The organism is Bradyrhizobium sp. 149 (assembly GCF_023073915.1).
In the GTDB taxonomy this organism is placed as follows: domain Bacteria; phylum Pseudomonadota; class Alphaproteobacteria; order Rhizobiales; family Xanthobacteraceae; genus Bradyrhizobium.
Genome location: NZ_JADPKK010000002.1, coordinates 50,728 through 68,725, shown reverse-complemented (window position 1 = coordinate 68,725; position 17,998 = coordinate 50,728). Strand labels below are relative to the sequence as shown.

Here is a 17,998-nt window from a genome sequence, read left to right as displayed (position 1 = left end):
GGGGTATGTGTCGCCCATCCCGGCTCACCCAAGAGGGGCGATCGTACGTCGTCACGATATGCGAGCCGGGCTTGCGGTGGACGCGGCAGCGTCGGGCGCGAGGCTAAGGGCAGGGCGGATTGCTCTCCGTGAGCCCAACGCTTCGCGCGGACGGACGGCGCTGTCAGGTTCGTCTCATCATCAGGTCGACGGCAACGTGCACAAAGTCGTCGAAACCGGTGGTGAAATGGCGGGCCGTGCGTACGGCAAAACCGTGTGGTCCTGGCCGTCGTTGCTACGGTCAAGCTCTTGCGGAGGCGGCATTCGCGTCAACCGGCGCGGTGTCCGTGACTTTCGCGAAAGCGAGGGAGGCCAGAACGAACTCGGCTCCCGGGAGAGCACGGCATAAGCCGTAAAGCCACTGCGCAGGGAAGGCCGAGTGATTGGCTACACCTGTATGCTGCTGTGCGGTTTTCCTGCGTGTGCTTTTCGCGCAGCGGACCGCGGGTGCCAGCCGGCACCCGGCCTTCCCTGCGCCTTCTTGGACAAAAAGAGGGTGAGCGACGAAGCAAAACTCGGGCGAAATGCGCCGCGAGAATGCGAAGGTGTGTCTGCGAGTCAAGATGCAAGCTGGAAGAGCGACGCTGCCGCCTCATACTCCGTCATTGCGAGCGCAGCGAAGCAATCCAGAATCCCTCCGCGGCGGCAGTCTGGATCGCTTCGCTGCGCTCGCAATGACGAGTTCTCCGCGGCGGCGGCGCGGCAATCCCACGGGGACGCTTTGGGCGCGTCCTGGACCCGAATATAATGATCCACGCAGCGACAAATCGACAATTATGGCGAGATCGCATCGCGTCAACAAAAAATCCCCTGTCGACTGTCGTCCGGCGCACCTTGATGAATCAACCCCGATTGGTCCATAAGCGGCGTCCCGTAGCCGGTGGTTCGCCTCCGCGATGCGTGCTTGGATAGAGGGGTTCTCGCGTGGCAAATATCAACCAGAAGATTGCGCAGGAGCTTGGGGTTCGGGCGGAGCAGGTCGAGGCGACAGTGGCGCTGCTCGACGGCGGCGCCACGGTTCCCTTCATCGCTCGCTACCGCAAGGAAGCGACCGGTGCGCTCGACGACGCGCAATTGCGCACCCTGGAGGAGCGCCTGGGTTATCTGCGCGAGCTCGAGGACCGCCGCAAGGCCATCCTCGAATCGGTCCGCGAGCAGGGCAAGCTCGATGCCGCGCTGGAAGCCTCCATTCTCGCCGCCGACAGCAAGGCACGCCTCGAAGACATCTATCTCCCGTTCAAGCCGAAGCGCCGCACCAAGGCGGAGATCGCCAAGGAAGCCGGCCTGGAGCCGCTCGCCAATCAGCTCATGACCGATCCCACCCACGATCCGAAGGTCGTAGCCGAAGCCTTCGTCAATGCCGAGAAGGGCGTTGCCGATGCCGCTGCGGCGCTCGATGGCGCCCGCGCCATCCTGGTCGAGCGTTTCGACGAAGACGCCGACCTGATCGGGAGCCTGCGCGAGGAGGTGTGGACCAATGCGCGCATGGCCTCCGAGGTGCGCGACGGCAAGAAAACCGAGGGCGAAAAGTTCGCCGACTATTTCGACTTCTCCGAGCCGCTGACGAAGCTGCCCTCGCACCGCATCCTCGCGATGTTCCGCGGCGAGAAGGAAGAGATCCTCGATCTCCAGATCCAGGCCGAGGCCGAGGCTTCGCCGCCGGGCGTGCCGAGTATCTATGAGCTGAAGATCATGAAGCGGTTCGGCATCGCCGACCTCAAACGCCCTGGCGACCGCTGGATGATCGACACCGTGCGCTGGGCCTGGCGCACCAAGATCCAGGTGCATCTCAATATCGACCTGCGCATGCGGCTGTGGAATGCGGCCGAGACCGAGGCCGTGCGGGTGTTCGCCTCGAATTTGCGCGACCTCTTGCTGGCCGCGCCCGCCGGCACCCGCGTCACCATGGGGCTCGATCCCGGCTTCCGCACCGGCGTCAAGGTCGCAGTGACCGACGCGACCGGCAAGGTGGTGGATACCGCCGTGATCTATCCGCACGAGCCGCAGCGGCAGTGGAACGAGTCGCTTGCGATCCTCGGCAAGCTCGCATTGAAGCACCGCGTCGAGCTGATCGCGATCGGCAACGGCACCGCCTCGCGCGAGACCGACAAGCTCGCAGCCGACCTCGTCAAGGGCCTCCCCGAGCTGAAGATGACCAAGATCGTGGTGTCGGAAGCCGGCGCGTCGGTCTATTCGGCCTCGGCTTTCGCTTCGGAGGAATTGCCTGATCTCGACGTCACGCTGCGCGGCGCGGTCTCGATCGCGCGGCGGCTTCAGGATCCGCTCGCCGAGCTGGTCAAGATCGAGCCCAAGGCGATCGGCGTCGGCCAGTATCAGCACGACCTCGGCCAGGCCAAGCTCGCCAAATCGCTTGATGCCGTGGTCGAAGACTGCGTGAACGCGGTCGGTGTCGACGTCAACACCGCCTCCGCACCGCTGCTCGCCCGCGTGTCGGGCGTGGGCTCCGGCCTCGCGCAAAGCATCGTGGCACACCGCGACGCCAACGGTCCGTTCAAGTCGCGCAAGGCGCTGAAGGACGTGCCGCGGCTCGGACCCAAGGCGTTCGAGCAGTGTGCGGGCTTCCTGCGCATACTCGGCGGCGAGGACCCGCTCGACGCCTCCGGCGTGCATCCGGAAGCCTATCCGGTGGTGCGCCGGATTCTCAGCGCCACCAAGAGCGACATCAAGGCGCTGATCGGCAGCAACGACATCGTGCGTACGCTCAAGCCGAAGGATTTCGTCGACGAGACATTTGGTCTGCCGACCGTCACCGACATCCTGCGCGAGCTCGAAAAGCCCGGCCGCGATCCGCGTCCGGCGTTCAAGGCCGCGGTGTTCATGGAGGGCGTCGAGGAGATCAAGCATCTCAAGAAGGGCATGATCCTCGAGGGCACCGTGACCAACGTCGCCGCGTTCGGCGCCTTCGTCGACATCGGCGTGCACCAGGACGGCCTCGTGCACATCTCGGCGATGTCCAAGACCTATATCAAGGATCCGCGCGAGGTGGTGAAGCCCGGCGACATCGTCAAGGTGAAGGTGCTGGACTTCGAGGTTGCGCGCAAGCGCATCTCGCTGACATTGCGCCTCGACGACGAGGTCGGCGCCAAGAAGGACGCGCCCGGCATGCAGCGGGACAACAGCGCACGCAATCCCTCCCGCATGATCTCGTCGGCGCCGCGCAAGCCGGAAGCCTCCGGCGGCGGAGCTCTCGCCGAAGCGCTGCGCCGTGCAGCCGAGAAGAACGGCGGCAAGCGGGCGTGATTCGGGTGAAACGGCTCCGCGACTTGATCTGCTTGACGTGTGGAGAGCTCCATCCGCGTCGTCATTGCGAGCGCAACGAAGCAATCCAGACTGCCTCCGCCGGGACAGTCTGGATTTGCTTCGTCGCAAGGGCTTCTCGCAATGACGAGGAGAGAGATCGCAGGTCCGCCTTCCTGACTTCTGCGTCAGAATCTGGCGCATTTGTAAGTTGAAGGAGACAGCGCCTTCTCCTCATTTGATCCTCCTGGCGCGGCAGGCGTATCGCCGCGCCGTAAGGAGGATGCTTCGATGCACAACAGGCTTCTCAAAGGCCTCACCGCGGCGACGATCGCAGCTGTGATGGCGCTCGCTTCACCGGTGCTCGCCAGAGGTGGCGGCGGTGGCGGACATGGCGGCTTCGGCGGCGGCGGACATTTCGGCGGTGGCATGCACGCTGGCGGGTTTGGCGGCGGGATGCGCGGCGGCGGCATGCATGTCGGCGGTATGGGCGGCGCGCGCTTTGCCCATGTCGGCGGACCAGGGTTCGGCGGGGCACGGTTTGCACATGCGGCGATCGCGCCACGGTTCGCCGGCGCCGGCTGGCACGGCAGACCCTTCATCGGCCGCCATGCCTTCTTCCATCACCGGCACTTCCGTCGTTTCGCCGTCTTCGGTGCGCCCTTTGTCTATGCCGGCTACTACGACGGTTGCTGGCGCCGGAGCTTGACGCCCTATGGGTGGCAATGGGTCAATGTGTGCGGAGACTCTTGGTACTAGCATCGCCGTACCGCACCATTGTCGCGATCGTCATCGGGCGGTTCCGCTCAGCCCCGGAACGGGATAGTCTGGTGGCGATCGTCGCGCGGAGTTTGTCATGACCGGAGGTCACCGCCGCATTCTTGTCGTCGAGGACGATGCGGAAACCGCAGGCCAGCTCGTCGAGGAGCTGACCACCTCTGGCTACGATGTCGACCTCGCCGCCACGGGGCGCGAAGCCCTCAGCCACGGCGCCGCGCGCGACTATGCCGTGATCACCATTGACCGCATGCTGCCCGACATCGACGGCATCACCGTGATGCGCCAGTTGCGCGACGACGGCATCGCCGCCCCGTTCCTGATCATCTCCGCACTCGGCGAGGTCGATGACCGCGTGCGGGGCTTGCGCGCCGGCGGCGACGATTATCTCGTCAAGCCGTTCTCTTTCACCGAATTGCTGGCGCGGCTGGAGGCACTCGGCCGGCGCAGCGACACCGTCGCCAAGGAGACCATCCTGCGGGTCGGCGATCTCGCCATTGACCTGATCGCGCGCAGCGCCAGCCGCCGCGGCCGCAAGATTCCGCTATTGCCACGGGAATTCCAGCTGCTCGAATATCTCGTCCGCAACGAGGGCCGCGTCGTCTCGCGTGCGATGCTGCTCCAGCATGTCTGGGATCTGCATTTCGATCCCTCCACCAATATCATCGACGTCTATGTCGGGCGCGTCCGCCGCAAGGTGGACGACGCCCAGGCCTATCCGTTGATCCACACCATCCGCGGCATCGGATATTGTCTCCGTGCTCCTGGCTAAAACACTCCGCTCCTCGACCTTCCGCCTGGCGCTGATCGCGATCGCGGCGTTCGGGCTGATCGTCGCGGCGATCATGGCCTATGTCTATTTCGGCACGATCGCCTATGTGCAGAGCCGGGTGGGCGATGCCGGCGATCACCGCGGTTTCACCGCGATGATCGAGCTCGCAATGGCCGCTGTCGCCGTGCTGATGCTGGTGCTCGCGGGGCTCGCCGCAGTGCTGGTGACGCGCCGCACGGTCGGGCGAATCGAGGAGATCAACGCCACCAGCCGCGCCATCATGATGTCCGGCCTCGATCAGCGCATTCCCTTGCGCGGCAGTCACGACGAGTGGGACCGCGTCGCCGAAAACCTCAACCAGATGCTCGACCGCATCGAGACCTTGATGGGCGAGGTCAAGCAGGTCAGCGACAACGTCGCCCATGATTTGCGCACGCCGCTGACGCGGATGCGGGGCCGGCTGGAAAAGGCCTATCACGTCCTTCGCAACGGTGAGGCCGACGCGGCGCTGATCGGCGACACCATCGCCGATCTCGACGCCGTGCTCGGCATGTTCGCCTCCATCACCCGCATCTCGGAAATCGAGACCCGCGCCCGCCGCAGCGCGTTTCGCACGCTCAATCTCGCCGAAATCGCCGGCGAGGTCGTCGAGCTCTACGATGCCGCCGCCGAACAGGTCGCGACGCGGCTGAGCCTGGGCGGCGAGCGCGAGGTGGCGATCACGGGCGACCGCGACCTCCTGTTCGACGCCATTGCCAATCTCGTCGACAACGCGATCAAGCACGGCTGCAAAGGCGGCCAGGTGACCGTCACCTGCGGAAGCGTCGGCGGCGGGGCGACGATCGCGATCGCCGACGACGGCCCGGGCATTCCGGCCGAGCAGCGCGATCATGTGTTCAAGCGCTTCTACAGGCTCGAGCAGAGCCGCTACACGCCGGGCAACGGACTTGGTTTAAGCCTGGTCGCCGCGGTCGCCCGCCTCCATGGCGCCGAGATTGCCCTGCACGACAATGCGCCGGGCCTGATGGTCCAACTCAGCTTCCCGCCGCATCCGCTCTAGAGTTCGATCACGCCGCGGCGTGCCGCATGCGCGACCGCATCGGTGCGGCCGGTGGCATCGAGCTTGTCGAGCAGCGAGCCGACATGAAATTTCACGGTGTGCACGGAAATGTTGAGCTGACGCGCGATCATCTTGTTGGAGCCACCTTCCGCCATCAGCGCCAGCACGTCGAGCTCGCGCTGCGTCAGCGCGATATCGTCGGGCATGATGCGCGGATCGCGGCTGACAATCGCCGCCGCGGCCTTCTCGCCCGGCCCGGCGAGGCGAAGCCCGGCGATATCGCCGAGCAGAGCCGCGAGACGATCGGCGAGGGCGGGATCGTCGATCTCCAAGGCGAGCACGATCTCGGGTGCGATGTCCTCGCTCACGCCTCGGGCCTCTCGCCGACCGTGACCTTGAAGCTGACCGGCTCGCCGCCGCGGCGCGCGGCGACATCGACCACCGCGCCGACGCTCGCCGGACCCAGCGTCCGCGACAGCGCACGTACGCCGGACAGTTTCTGGTCGTTGACCGCGACGATGACGTCGCCCTGGCGGATGCCGGCTGTGGCCGAAGGTCCGGCCTTGTCGACATTCATCACCATCGCGCCGACGCCGTCGTCGAGCCGGACCGGCTGGAGCCCGAGGCCGAGATATCCGCGTGCGATGCGGCCGCGCGCCTCTAACTGTGCCGCGATCCGCTCGATCGTCGCGGTCGGGATCACCAGCACACGCCTCGGGCCGAGCACGGCCATGCCAAACGGTTCGCCCGATGCATCGAGTGCGAGGCCGCCCTGCTGGCTGGAGCGCAGGCGGAGGTCGAGCTCGATCCGCGCGTCGATGTCGCCGCCGCGCAGGCTGCGCCAGCTCTTGCCGGACAGCGACACCATTCCGAGCGTGGCGCTCGCTGTATCGCGGTTGGTGGCGACCACAACCGACAACGCGCCGAGGGGTGGGACGGTTGTGGCCAGCTTGACCGGGGTGATCGCAGTGTCGACGCGCAGCAGTGCGATATCCGTCGTATGGTCGCGGCCCGCGATCGTGGCGGCCGCGGTGCTGCCGTCGGGGAGGCCGATCTCGACTTCGCCCTCGTCGGCCAGCGCCTCGTCGGCGGTGACGATCAGGCCGGGCTTCCAGACGAAGCCGGTGGCGCGGGAGCGATGCGAATGCACGGCGACGACGGACGGCGCGGTGCGCGCCACGACGTCAGCGAGTGCCGACGATAGCGAAGACAGGGGAGTGGGGTCGGTCATGCAAGGCTCCTGCGAGGTATCAAGGCTCCTGTAAGCTGCCCCCAATCTGGGATGTCGCTGGCGATTGTGAAACTGGCCGGATGGCCAGGAAAGTGACCAGGAAAAGCTGACCAGGAAAGCTGGTCCGTAAGACCACGGCCGACGAACATGTGATTGGGAGCCGCTCACGGGAACGTGTAGCAATCGGCCCGACCTAGCGCCGCACGGCCTCAAACGTTTCCAGCGAGCCCTGATTGATGACCATCGACCTCACCCGCCGCACCTTGCTTCAACTCGCCGGCGCCACTTCGCTCGCAATGGCGGCTGCGGGCGCGGCGCGCGCCGAGGGCACGCCGCAGGGCGGCGGCCCGACCTATGCCAGCCGCACGCCGATGCGGGTCGGCATGGTGACGCTCCGGGTAAAAAATCTCGACAAGGTTGCGGACTACTACCGCGACGTGATCGGGCTCACCGTGATGGAACGCTCGGCGAGCGCCGCGCGACTCGGCACGGCCGGTATCCCCCTGCTGGTGCTGGAGGCCCGTCCCGATGCCGAGATGGAGCCGCGCAAAGCCGCCGGCCTTTACCACACCGCCTTCCTGATGCCGAAGCGCAAGGACCTCGCGCGCTGGCTGGTGCACGCGGCTTCGCATCGTGTGCCGATGTCGGGCTTTGCCGATCACCTCGTCAGCGAGTCGGTCTATCTCGACGACCCCGAGGGTAACGGCATCGAGGTCTATGCCGACCGCGATCCCTCGCAATGGCAGTGGAGCGAGGGCAGCGTGAAGATGGCCTCCGACGAGCTCAACATTCCCGACCTGCTGTCGCTGACCAATACGCGCGTTGCCGACTATGCCAGGGCGCCGGACGGCTTGCGTATCGGCCACATGCATCTGCGTGTCGGCGATCTCGCGCAGGCGGAGAATTTCTACCACGGCACGGTCGGCCTCGATCCGACCCGCAAACGGAATGGCGCCGCGTTCCTGTCGTCCGGCCGCTATCACCATCATCTCGGCATGAACGTCTGGCAGAGCCAGGGCGCTGGCCAACGCGACGATCAGGCAACAGGGCTCGCCTGGTTCTCGCTGGTGACGGAGAAGCCGGACCTGCTTGCCGCGCAGGAGGAGCGCCTGCGCAAGGGCGGCACGAAAGTCACGGCGCTTGCGAATGGCCTCGAGGCGATCGATCCCTGGGGCACGCGGGTGCGGCTGATCAGGGTTTGATCGCCGGGGCGAGCGTTGGTAAGACCGGTCTGGCGTAGCCAGTTTCCGGATCCACACCTGACATGTCCGACTTTCACGGCGTCTTCCCCTATCTCGTCTCTCCCATCGATGCCGACGGCGCGGTGCGGACGAACGTGCTCAGCAGGCTCTGCGACGATCTGATCGGCGCCGGCGTGCACGGTCTGACGCCGCTCGGCTCGACCGGCGAGTTCGCCTATCTCAATGCCGCGCAGCGCACCGTGGTCGTGCAGACCACGATCGAGGCCGCGAAGGGACGTGTGCCGGTTGTCGCCGGGGTCGCCTCCACCTCGACGGCGGACGCGGTCGCGCAAGCGAAAGCGCATCAGAGACTCGGCGCCGACGGCATTCTGGCGATCCTGGAAGCGTATTTCCCGCTTGCCGATGCCCAAATCGAATCCTACTTCCGCGCCATCGCCGATGCCGTGGACATCCCCGTCGTCATCTATACCAATCCGCAATTCCAGCGCTCGGATCTCACCCTCGATGTCATCGCGCGCCTCGCCGAGCATCCGCGCATCGGCTACATCAAGGACGCCTCGACCAACACCGGCCGGCTGCTCTCGATCATGAACTGCTGCGGTGATGCCTTGCGGGTGTTCTCGGCCTCCGCCCACATCCCCGCCGCGGTGATGCTGATCGGCGGGCTTGGCTGGATGGCGGGCCCGGCCTGCATCATCCCGCGCCAGAGCGTTGCGCTCTACGACCTCTGCAAGGCCGGCCGCTGGGACGAGGCGATGGCGCTCCAGCGCAGGCTGTGGCGCATCAACGAGGCCTTCGCCCGCTTCAATCTGGCGGCCTGCATCAAGGCCGGCCTGGCCATCCAGGGCTACGACGTCGGCGATCCCATCCCGCCGCAGGGCGCTCTGACCGTCGAGCAGCGCAAGATCGTGGAAGCGGCCTTGGGGCAGATGTCGTAGCTGCTGGTCACGCGGCAATATGCCCCGGTCCCGTGCCAGGAGCAGAAAATCCCCACCTGCCAACTGAGAAACTTCCGCTGGTTTGCGACGTTGCTGCGTGAGCGAGATCTATCGCCATGTACGCGCATCCCAGAGGAGACGTTGATCACGATGAATCGTCGCTACGCGATTGCCGCCGCAGCCTTCGCCGCCCTGCTGCTCGCCGTCACGGCCGCGAAGATTCTGCATGTCCCAATCTCCTATGTGCCGTGGGCGGCACCCTCCGCACGTGCCGTCGAGCAGCGCGGCCCGCTGTCCGATGGCGAAAAGGCGACGATCGGCGTCTTCGAGAGCGTATCGCCCTCAGTCGTCCAGGTTGCTGTCAGGTCGGTGGCCAATCCTCTCATGGGCGAGGAAGGGCAGGGCGGCGGTGCTTCCGGCACAGGATTCGTCTGGGATCGCGAGGGGCACCTCGTGACGAACAATCACGTCGTGGCCAATGGCGGCGAGATCGCCGTGCGCTTTGCGTCGGGAGAGGTGGCTGAGGTCGATCTCGTCGGCCGAGCTCCCAATTACGATCTCGCAGTGCTGCGGATCCGCAGCGTGCGCGAGCTTCCACGGCCGGTGGCGCTCGGCAGTTCGGGCGACCTGAAGGTCGGGCAGTCCGCGTTCGCGATCGGCAATCCGTTCGGACTGGATCAATCGATGACGAGCGGCATCATCAGCGCGCTTAAGCGCAGGCTTCCGACCCATGGCGGCCGGGAGATCGCCAACGTCATCCAGACCGATGCTGCGATTAATCCCGGCAATTCGGGCGGGCCGCTGCTGGACTCTGCAGGCCGGCTGATCGGCGTCACGACGGCAATCATATCGCCGTCCGGCTCGAACGCCGGCATCGGGTTCGCGGTGCCGGCCGATGTCGTGAACCGGATTGTCCCCGAGCTGATCCGCAACGGCCGCGTGCCGACGCCCGGCATTGGAATCGTCGCGGCCGGCGAGGATGTGTCGACGCGGCTTGGCGTCGAAGGAGTGATCGTGGTGCGGACGGCCCCCGGCAGCCCCGCCGAGCGGGCGGGGATTCGCGGTGTCAACATGTCCACCGGCGCGGTCGGAGACATCATCACCGCGGCCGAAGGCAAGCCGGTGCGGCGCCTTTCCGACCTGACCGATGCGCTGGAGCAGGCCGGGGCAGGAAAGACCGTCCGCCTCACGGTCAAGCGGGGCTCGGACAGTCGCGATGTGAATGTAGGCATCATCGATATCGAGCGGTCGTAGCCCGCCAATCTGCGCCAGCAAGGACCCTGATGCGCATTGCAGATGTGCCGGGGCTCGGTTGTCTGGCCCGTAAAATCGGCTAAAACCGCGGCGGTCGTTTTCCGGATTTCGAGGACATAGCGGAATGAACATTCTTCCCGGCAATTTGCGTTTCGGAGCGGGGCAGCCCGTCAAGCGTTTGGAAGATCAGCGGCTGCTCACCGGGAAGGGGCAGTTCATCGACGACAAGCCGGCAGAGGGCGCGCTGTGGTTGTACCTGCTGCGCTCGCCGCATGCCCACGCGAAGATCGTCTCGATCGACACCGGCGCGGCGGCCACGATGCCCGGCGTGACCGCAATCTACACCGGCGCCGACCTCATCAAGGACGACATCGGCGTCATCCCGACGCTGAGCATCTTCAAGCGCCCCGACGGCAAGCCGATGACGGTGCCGCCACGCCGCCTGCTGGCGCACGAAATCGTGCGCTACGCCGGCGAGGCCGTGGCCGCCGTGGTCGCCGCCTCGCGCGCTGACGCACAGAACGCAGCCGAAGCGATCGTGGTCGAATATGACGTGCAGCCGGCGGTGGTCGATCCCGTCGAGGCGGTCATGCCCGGCGCCCCCGTAGTGTGGCCGGAGGCGCCCGACAACATCGTCGGCGCGATGGCTTACGGCGATGCCGCCAAGGTGGACGAGGCTTTTTCCAACGCGGCGCATACGGTCGAGCTCGATCTCGTCAGCCAGCGTCTGGTGCCCTCGGCCATGGAGCCGCGCTCGACCATTGCCGAGATCGACAAGTCCGGCCGCCTTCTGCTGCATGTGCAATCGCAGACGCCCGCCTCGACCCGTGACGTGCTGGCCGAGGCCGTGCTGAAGCGTCCGAAGGACAGCATTCGCGTGCTGGTCGGCGATATCGGCGGCGGCTTTGGCCAGAAGACCAATCTCTATCCCGAGGACGGCATCGTCGCCTATGCCGCGACCAAGCTGAACAAGAAGGTCCGCTGGCGCGGCGATCGGACCGACGAATTCGTCGGCGGGACCCACGGCCGCGATCTGACCTCGACCGCTTCCTTCGCGCTCGACGAGAAGGGCAAGGTGCTGGCCTATCGCGTCAGCTCGATCGGCTGCACCGGCGCGTATTCCTCCGGCGCGGCCAACATCATTCCGCTGGTGCTCGGCCCGTTCGTCCAGACCGGCGTCTACGACCTGCCGCTGGTGCATTTCGAGGTGAAGTCGGTGATGACCCACACCGCGCCGGTCGGCGCCTATCGCGGTGCGGGCCGGCCCGAGGCCGTGTTCATCGTCGAGCGTCTGTTCGACGCGGCCGCCCGAAAGATCGGCATGGACCCGCGCGCGATCCGGAAAGCCAACTACATCAAGCCGGCGCAACTGCCCTACACCAATGCGGCGGGGCAGGTCTACGATTCCGGCGCCTTCGCGCACATGCTCGATCGCGCCGTGAAGCTTGCCGATTGGGACGGATTTGCCGCGCGCAAGAAGGCCGCCAAGAAAAAGGGCCTGCTCTACGGTCGCGGGCTCACCTCCTATATCGAATGGACCGGCGGCCGCGCCCACACCGAGAAGGTCAGCCTGCACGCGACGTCGGAAGGCCGCGTCATCCTGCATTCCGGCACTATGGCGATGGGGCAGGGCTTGCAGACCACCTACACCCAGATGATCTCCGACACGCTCGGCATTGCCATGGACAAGATCGACGTGGTCCAGGGCGACACTGATCTGGCGACGGGCTTTGGCAGCGTCGGCTCGCGTTCGCTGTTCGTCGGCGGCACGGCGGTCGCGGTCTCCTCCAACGATCTGATCCAGAAGGCGCGCGAGAAGGCGGCGAACGTGCTGGAGACCTCGATCGAGGACATCGAATATCAGGGCGGCATGCTCACCGTGGTCGGCACCGACCGCCGCATCAGCCTGTTCGATCTTGCCGAGAAAGAAGGCGGCGCAAAACTCAGCGTCGATTCCGAAGGCGAGGTGGATGGTCCAAGCTGGCCGAACGGCACCCATATCTGCGAGGTCGAGATCGATCCGGAGACCGGCGTGTCCAAGGTCGTGCGCTACACCACCGTCGACGACGTCGGTGTCGCGGTTAATCCGATGCTGGTGACGGGGCAGATCCATGGCGGTGTCGCCCAAGGTATCGGTCAGGCGCTGTATGAAGGCGTGTCCTATGATGCCGACGGCCAGCTGCTCACCGCGAGCTACCAGGACTACTGCATCCCGCGCGCCGACGACGTTCCGCCGATCTTGGTGACGCTCGATGAGTCCGCGCCCTGCCGCACCAATCCGCTCGGCGCCAAGGGCTGCGGCGAATCCGGCGCCATCGGCGGCCCGCCCTGCGTCACCAACGGCGTGATGGACGCGCTCGCCGAGCTCGGCATCACCCAGCTCAACACGCCTCTGACGCCGCAGAAGATCTGGCAGGCGATCAGGGCGGCGAAGGCGGCGGGTTAATACCGTCATTGCGAGCGCAGCGAAAGCAATCCAGAATCCCTCCGCGGAGGCAGCCTGGATTGCTTCGTCGCAAGGGCTCCTCGCAATGACGGGTGAGAGGGCCGTGGCTCAAATCCCCAGCATCATCTTCGCGATGATGTCGCGCTGGATCTCCGAGGTGCCGCCGAAGATGGTGTAGGCGCGTCCGTTGAGATATTCCGGCACCACCGTCAGCATCTCCTCCGGAACGGCCGGCTCGTGGTTGAGCTGGTAGAGCGGGCGCATCGGCTCGACCGCGAGAGCGTCGTGACCGATCACGTCGACGCCAAGCCGCGTCACGGCCTGCCTGATCTCGCTGTTGCGCAGCTTCAGGATCGACGACACCGCGCCGGGATTCTGTCCGGTCTGCAGCGCCGACAGCACCCGCAGCTCGGTCATCTCCAGCGCGTCGATGTCGACCTCGACCTCGGAGATGCGCGTCGCGATGTCAGGGCTGTCGATCGCGCGGCCCGTCAGGTCCGACTCCGCAAGCTCCGCGATCGCCTTCAATCCCTCGCGCAGCTTCGCCGAGGCGATGCCGGAGCCGCGCTCGAACTCGAGCAGGTACTTGCCGTAGGTCCAGCCCTTGCCTTCCTCGCCGACGCGGTTGGCAACGGGCACCCGCACGTCATCGAAGAACACCTGGTTGACCTCATGGTCGCCGCCGATGGTCAGGATGGGACGCGTGGTGATGCCGGGCGTCTTCATGTCGATCAGGATGAAGCTGATGCCGTCCTGCTGCCGCGGGCCGTCGCTGGTGCGCACCAGCGCGAACATGCGGTTGGCGTGATGAGCATGCGTGGTCCAGATCTTGGTGCCGTTGATGATGTAGTCGTCGCCCTCGCGCACCGCGCGCGTCTTCAGCGAGGAGAGATCGGAGCCGGAGCCCGGCTCGGAATAGCCCTGGCACCAATAATCCTCGCCGGAGAGAATGCGCGGCAAATAGAAGTTCTTCTGCTCAGGCGAGCCGAAGCCGATGATGACGGGCCCGACCATCTTCACGCCCATCACGTTGACGTTGGGCACGCCGGCGCGCGCGCTTTCGGTCTCGAAGATCCAGCGCTGCGCCGGCGTCCAGTCCGGCCCGCCGTGCTCGACCGGCCAGCCGGGCGCGCCCCAGCCTCGGGCGTGCAGCGCGCGCTGCCAGGCCATGCCGACATCGGGGTCGGAGAACACCGACGGCGTCAGCGCCGTCGCGCGCTTCATCTCCTCGGTGAGATTCTTGGCAATGAAGCCGCGCACCTCGTCCTGGAAGGCGCGCTCCTCGGCATTGAAGGACAGGTCCATGATGCGCTCCTCGTGTCAGGCAGGCACGGTGGTGCGGCCAAGCCGGGCGTGGCGGTCATAATGATGCGCGCTGCCGCCGAACAACGTATCGAATGCGACCAGCCGCTTGAAATAGGCGCCGACCTCGAGCTCCTCGGTGACGCCCATGCCGCCATGGAGCTGGATCGACTGCTCGCCGACGAAGCGCGCAGATCTGCCGATCTTTGCCTTGGCGCCCGACGCGGCCCGCGCGCGTTGGACAGGCTCCGCGTCGACCTTCAGCGCGGCGCGCAACGCTATCGAGCGCGCCTCGTCGACCTGTACCGCCATGTCGGCGAGACGGTGGCGGATCACCTGGTTGGCCGAAAGGGGCCGGCCGAACTGCTTGCGGATTTTCGTGTACTCCAGCGTGGTGTCCAGCAGCACCTGCATGATGCCGACCGCCTCGGCGCCGAGCGCGGCCATGGCGCGGTCGATCGCCCATTCGATCGCGGGCAGCGCGTCGTGTCCGTCACCGAGCAAGGCAGCTTCCGGCAGAAATACGTCCGACAGTTCGATGTTGCAGGAGCGGCCGCCGCCGAGGCGCACATAGTCGCTGATCACGAGGCTCGGCGTCTGCGCCGATACGAGGAAGAGACCGATCCGCCCCGATGCCCCCCGCTGATCGCGGATATGCGCGGAGACGATGATTTCATCGGCGGCGTGGCCGTCGAGTACCGCAATCTTGCTGCCGGAGAGCCGCCAGCCCTGCGCCGTCTTGTTGGCGATGGTCGCGACCTTGGCAAGATCGAACCGCGCTGCGCGCTCGGAATGCGCCAGAGCAAGCTTCACCGATCCCTCGGCGATCTTCGGCAGGATTGCCTGCTTCTGCGCAGTGCTGCCGCATCGCTCGACCAGTGCTGCGCCGAGCACGACCGTTGCGATATACGGCTCCGACACCAGTCCGCGGCCGAAGGCTTCCATCAAAATGCCGATCTCGACCGCGCTGCCGCCGAGCCCGCCAAACTCTTCCGCGATCGGCAAGGCCAGCCAGCCGAGCTCGGCGAATTGCTTCCACACCGTCGGGCTGAAGCCGAGCGGATCGTTCGCCATCTTGCGGCGGTGATCGGCATCGTAACTTTCGGCCACGAAGCGTTCCGCGCTCTCGCGCAGCAGGCGTTGCTCGTCGGTGAGATTGAGATCCATCGTGTCTACTCCGCGGCCGTCGGCGGCTTGCGCACGGACGGGTGCAGGCCGGATGGATCGACGATCATGCCGAACTCCTGAAGATTATGCGCGTGACAAAGCTGATGCAGCGCGAAGGCCTGGTCGATTGCGGCCGGCTGCCCCATCACGTCGACCGAACGATTCACCGCCTCCTTGGTCAGCTTGAGCGCAAAGGACGGTTTGGATGCGATTTTGTGCGCCAGCGCCAGCACGGCGGCCGACAGCTCCGCGCGCGGCACGATCTGGTTGACCATGCCGAGCTGGTGCGCCTCCTGCGCGCTCCAGCTGTCGGCGGTGAACAGAAACTCCTTGGCCTTGCGCGGGCCGAGCTCCCAGGGATGCACGAACCATTCGACGCCGCAGACGCCCATGGTGACCACGGGATCGCAGAACTGCGCATCGTCACTGGCGACGATGAGATCGCAGGCCCAGGCCAGCATCAGGCCGCCGGCGATGCACTTGCCGTGCACCTCGGCAATAGTCGGCTTGGCGAGGTTGCGCCAGCGCCGCGTGATCTGGAGATAGATCTCCTGCTCGCGCGCGAAGCGGCCATGGGCGTTTGGTTCAGGGAAGCCGCCCCAATTTCCGATCGGCGGAAAATCGACGCCTGCTTCATTCTTGCCGCCGGGGCGCAAATCATGGCCGGAGGAGAAGTGCGGGCCCTTGCCAGCCAGAATGATCACCTTGACCGTATCGTCCTGCACCGCTGCGTCGAAGGCGGCGTTGAGATCGTAGGTCATTTGCAGGTTCTGCGCGTTGCGCGCGTCGGGCCGGTTCATCACGATCCGGGTAATCGCCGGCTCCGGCCTCTCCACGAGAATGGTCTCGAACGAGGTCATCGCGTTCCCCCTTGGCGCTTCCATCTTGGTGCTATTGTTTCCTGGAGTTGACTATTACAGCCGGGATTAAGCAAGAGGCTTGCGTAGATCGGCTGCTTTTCGCAGGCCTCAGCTTGCTCGCAAGATGTCTGGCATCTCACGCGTGCAATCTGATAGTTTGCGCCAGATTCCATCGGGAGAAATTTGATGCGCAAGATCCTGACCGTGCTGGCGGCGCTGGCCTCGCTGAGCCTCACCAATTGCGGCTACAACGCGATCCAGAGCGAGGACGAGCAGATCAAGGGCAACTGGTCCGAGGTCGTGAACCAGTACCAGCGCCGCGCCGATCTCGTGCCCAACCTCGTCAACTCGGTGAAGGGTTTTGCGCAGCAGGAGAAGGACGTGCTGCTCGGCGTCACCAATGCCCGGGCCAAGGTCGGCAGCATCCAGGCGACACCCGAGGTGCTGAACGATCCCGCCGCATTCCAGAAATTCCAGGCAGCCCAGGGCGAGCTCTCCGGCGCGTTGTCGCGGCTGCTGGTGGTCACCGAAAACTACCCGCAGCTCAAGTCGGATGCACTGTTCAAGGATTTGATGTCGCAGCTCGAAGGCACCGAGAACCGTATCACGGTGGCACGCAACCGCTACATCAAGGCGGTACAGGAGTATAACGTCACCATTCGCTCGTTCCCGAGCAATCTCACTGCGATGATGTTCGGATACAAGGAGAAGCCGAACTTCTCGGTTGACAACGAGAAGGAAATCTCGACCGCACCGAAGGTCGATTTCAATCCTGCGCCCGCGCCGTCGAAGTAAGGGCGCTCGGCCCCGATGCGTGCCGCCAAGGCCCTCCTGCTCGCGCTTGCGCTGATATGGCCGTTCGCCGCCTCAGCCGATGTCGCCGTGCCGCAACTGACCGGCCGCGTGGTCGATCAGACCGGCACGCTCTCCAGCAGCGACATCGCTGCGCTGTCGCAAAAACTGCAGGACTTCGAGACGCGCAAGGGCAGCCAAGTCGCCGTCCTGATCGTGCCGACGACGGATCCGGAGACGATCGAGCAGTTCGCGATCCGCGTTGCGGAGGCCTGGAAGATCGGGCGCAAGAAGGTCGACGACGGTGCCATCCTTGTCGTCGCCAAGAACGACCGGCATCTGCGCATCGAGGTCGGCTACGGGCTCGAGGGCGCGCTCACCGACGTCACCTCGCGGCGCATCATCGACGAGGCCATCACGCCGAAATTCAGGAGCGGCGATTTCGCCGGCGGCATCGCCGCGGGCATCGATCGCATGATCCGCGTTATCGACGGCGAGCCGTTGCCGACGCCCTCGCGTAGCGTGAATTTCGGCGACTGGAATGACATCGAGCCGCTTTTTTACTTTGTTCTGTTCGGGCCGCTGGTCGTGGGCGGGATGCTGCGCCGTCTATTCGGGCGGCTGTTCGGTTCGGGGATAACCGGAGCGATCGTTGGTGTCCTCGCCTGGTTCGTGATCGGCTCCGCTGTCATCGGTCTGGGCGTCGGCGTGCTCGGCGCTGTCCTGACGTTTATCGCCGATCTGTTTGGTGCGGGATCGGGTACGGGAACCTCGCGCGGCCGCTCGTGGTCGAGCGGCTCCTCATCCGGCGGCTGGAGCAGCGGATCGTCGTCGAGCGGCGGCTTCAGTGGCGGTGGCGGCAGTTTTGGCGGCGGCGGCGCCTCGGGGAGCTGGTAGGTC

Annotated in this window: 15 protein-coding genes; 10 read left to right on the top strand and 5 right to left on the bottom strand. The window is 65.7% G+C overall.

The window, feature by feature from the left end:
* Positions 1–963: 963 nt before the first annotated feature.
* The 4 genes from IVA88_RS00335 (at position 964) to IVA88_RS00320 (ending at position 5,906) form a co-directional block, all read left to right on the top strand.
* On the top strand, positions 964–3,300 hold the full coding sequence (locus IVA88_RS00335) for a Tex family protein (protein ID WP_247495308.1): 2,337 nt from the start codon (positions 964–966) through the stop codon (positions 3,298–3,300).
* A gap of 288 nt (positions 3,301–3,588) precedes the next feature.
* Positions 3,589–4,056: a hypothetical protein gene (locus tag IVA88_RS00330; RefSeq protein ID WP_247495307.1), complete on the top strand. Its 468-nt coding sequence runs from the start codon at positions 3,589–3,591 to the stop codon at positions 4,054–4,056.
* A 97-nt stretch (positions 4,057–4,153) separates the two neighbouring features.
* The gene (locus tag IVA88_RS00325) at positions 4,154–4,846 is read left to right on the top strand and encodes a response regulator transcription factor (RefSeq protein ID WP_211396526.1); all 693 of its coding nucleotides are present in this window, start codon (positions 4,154–4,156) and stop codon (positions 4,844–4,846) included.
* Entirely contained in the window at positions 4,833–5,906 is a 1,074-nt protein-coding gene (locus IVA88_RS00320; RefSeq protein ID WP_247495306.1) for an ATP-binding protein, read from the top strand. The genes IVA88_RS00325 and IVA88_RS00320 overlap by 14 nt, the downstream gene beginning before the upstream one ends.
* On the opposite strand, the gene IVA88_RS00315 is transcribed toward IVA88_RS00320, so the two are convergent.
* Positions 5,903–6,274, bottom strand: a complete 372-nt coding sequence (locus tag IVA88_RS00315) for a helix-turn-helix transcriptional regulator (RefSeq protein ID WP_247495305.1) — start codon at positions 6,272–6,274, stop codon at positions 5,903–5,905. The genes IVA88_RS00320 and IVA88_RS00315 overlap by 4 nt on opposite strands.
* The gene (locus IVA88_RS00310) at positions 6,271–7,137 is read right to left on the bottom strand and encodes a S1C family serine protease (protein ID WP_247495304.1); all 867 of its coding nucleotides are present in this window, start codon (positions 7,135–7,137) and stop codon (positions 6,271–6,273) included. The genes IVA88_RS00315 and IVA88_RS00310 overlap by 4 nt, the downstream gene beginning before the upstream one ends.
* Positions 7,138–7,373: 236 nt before the next feature.
* On the opposite strand from IVA88_RS00310, the gene IVA88_RS00305 reads away from it, so the two are divergent.
* The 4 genes from IVA88_RS00305 (at position 7,374) to IVA88_RS00290 (ending at position 12,977) form a co-directional block, all read left to right on the top strand.
* Positions 7,374–8,339 (top strand): VOC family protein, encoded by a 966-nt coding sequence (locus tag IVA88_RS00305; protein ID WP_247495303.1) that lies wholly within the window; start codon positions 7,374–7,376, stop codon positions 8,337–8,339.
* 62 nt (positions 8,340–8,401) lie between these two features.
* Positions 8,402–9,277: a dihydrodipicolinate synthase family protein gene (locus tag IVA88_RS00300; protein WP_247495302.1), complete on the top strand. Its 876-nt coding sequence runs from the start codon at positions 8,402–8,404 to the stop codon at positions 9,275–9,277.
* A 150-nt stretch (positions 9,278–9,427) separates the two neighbouring features.
* Positions 9,428–10,531 (top strand): trypsin-like peptidase domain-containing protein, encoded by a 1,104-nt coding sequence (locus IVA88_RS00295; RefSeq protein ID WP_247495301.1) that lies wholly within the window; start codon positions 9,428–9,430, stop codon positions 10,529–10,531.
* A 124-nt stretch (positions 10,532–10,655) separates the two neighbouring features.
* On the top strand, positions 10,656–12,977 hold the full coding sequence (locus IVA88_RS00290) for a xanthine dehydrogenase family protein molybdopterin-binding subunit (RefSeq protein WP_247495300.1): 2,322 nt from the start codon (positions 10,656–10,658) through the stop codon (positions 12,975–12,977).
* A gap of 108 nt (positions 12,978–13,085) precedes the next feature.
* Here IVA88_RS00290 and IVA88_RS00285 read toward each other — a convergent pair whose 3' ends face one another.
* From IVA88_RS00285 to IVA88_RS00275, 3 genes are read right to left on the bottom strand one after another with little or no spacing between them, the layout of a single operon-like run.
* Entirely contained in the window at positions 13,086–14,282 is a 1,197-nt protein-coding gene (locus IVA88_RS00285; protein WP_247495299.1) for an acyl-CoA dehydrogenase family protein, read from the bottom strand.
* A gap of 15 nt (positions 14,283–14,297) precedes the next feature.
* A complete protein-coding gene (locus IVA88_RS00280; protein ID WP_247495298.1) occupies positions 14,298–15,446 on the bottom strand; it encodes an acyl-CoA dehydrogenase in 1,149 nt (382 codons plus the stop codon).
* A 5-nt stretch (positions 15,447–15,451) separates the two neighbouring features.
* Complete coding sequence (locus IVA88_RS00275; protein WP_247495297.1) at positions 15,452–16,306, bottom strand: enoyl-CoA hydratase; 855 nt, start codon at positions 16,304–16,306, stop codon at positions 15,452–15,454.
* A 186-nt stretch (positions 16,307–16,492) separates the two neighbouring features.
* Between IVA88_RS00275 and IVA88_RS00270 the strand changes: the two genes are divergently transcribed.
* Both IVA88_RS00270 and IVA88_RS00265 read left to right on the top strand, forming a co-directional pair.
* Positions 16,493–17,101, top strand: coding sequence for a LemA family protein (locus IVA88_RS00270; RefSeq protein WP_247495296.1), 609 nt, complete (start codon positions 16,493–16,495; stop codon positions 17,099–17,101).
* 15 nt (positions 17,102–17,116) lie between these two features.
* Positions 17,117–17,995: a YgcG family protein gene (locus IVA88_RS00265; RefSeq protein ID WP_247495295.1), complete on the top strand. Its 879-nt coding sequence runs from the start codon at positions 17,117–17,119 to the stop codon at positions 17,993–17,995.
* Positions 17,996–17,998: the final 3 nt, after the last annotated feature.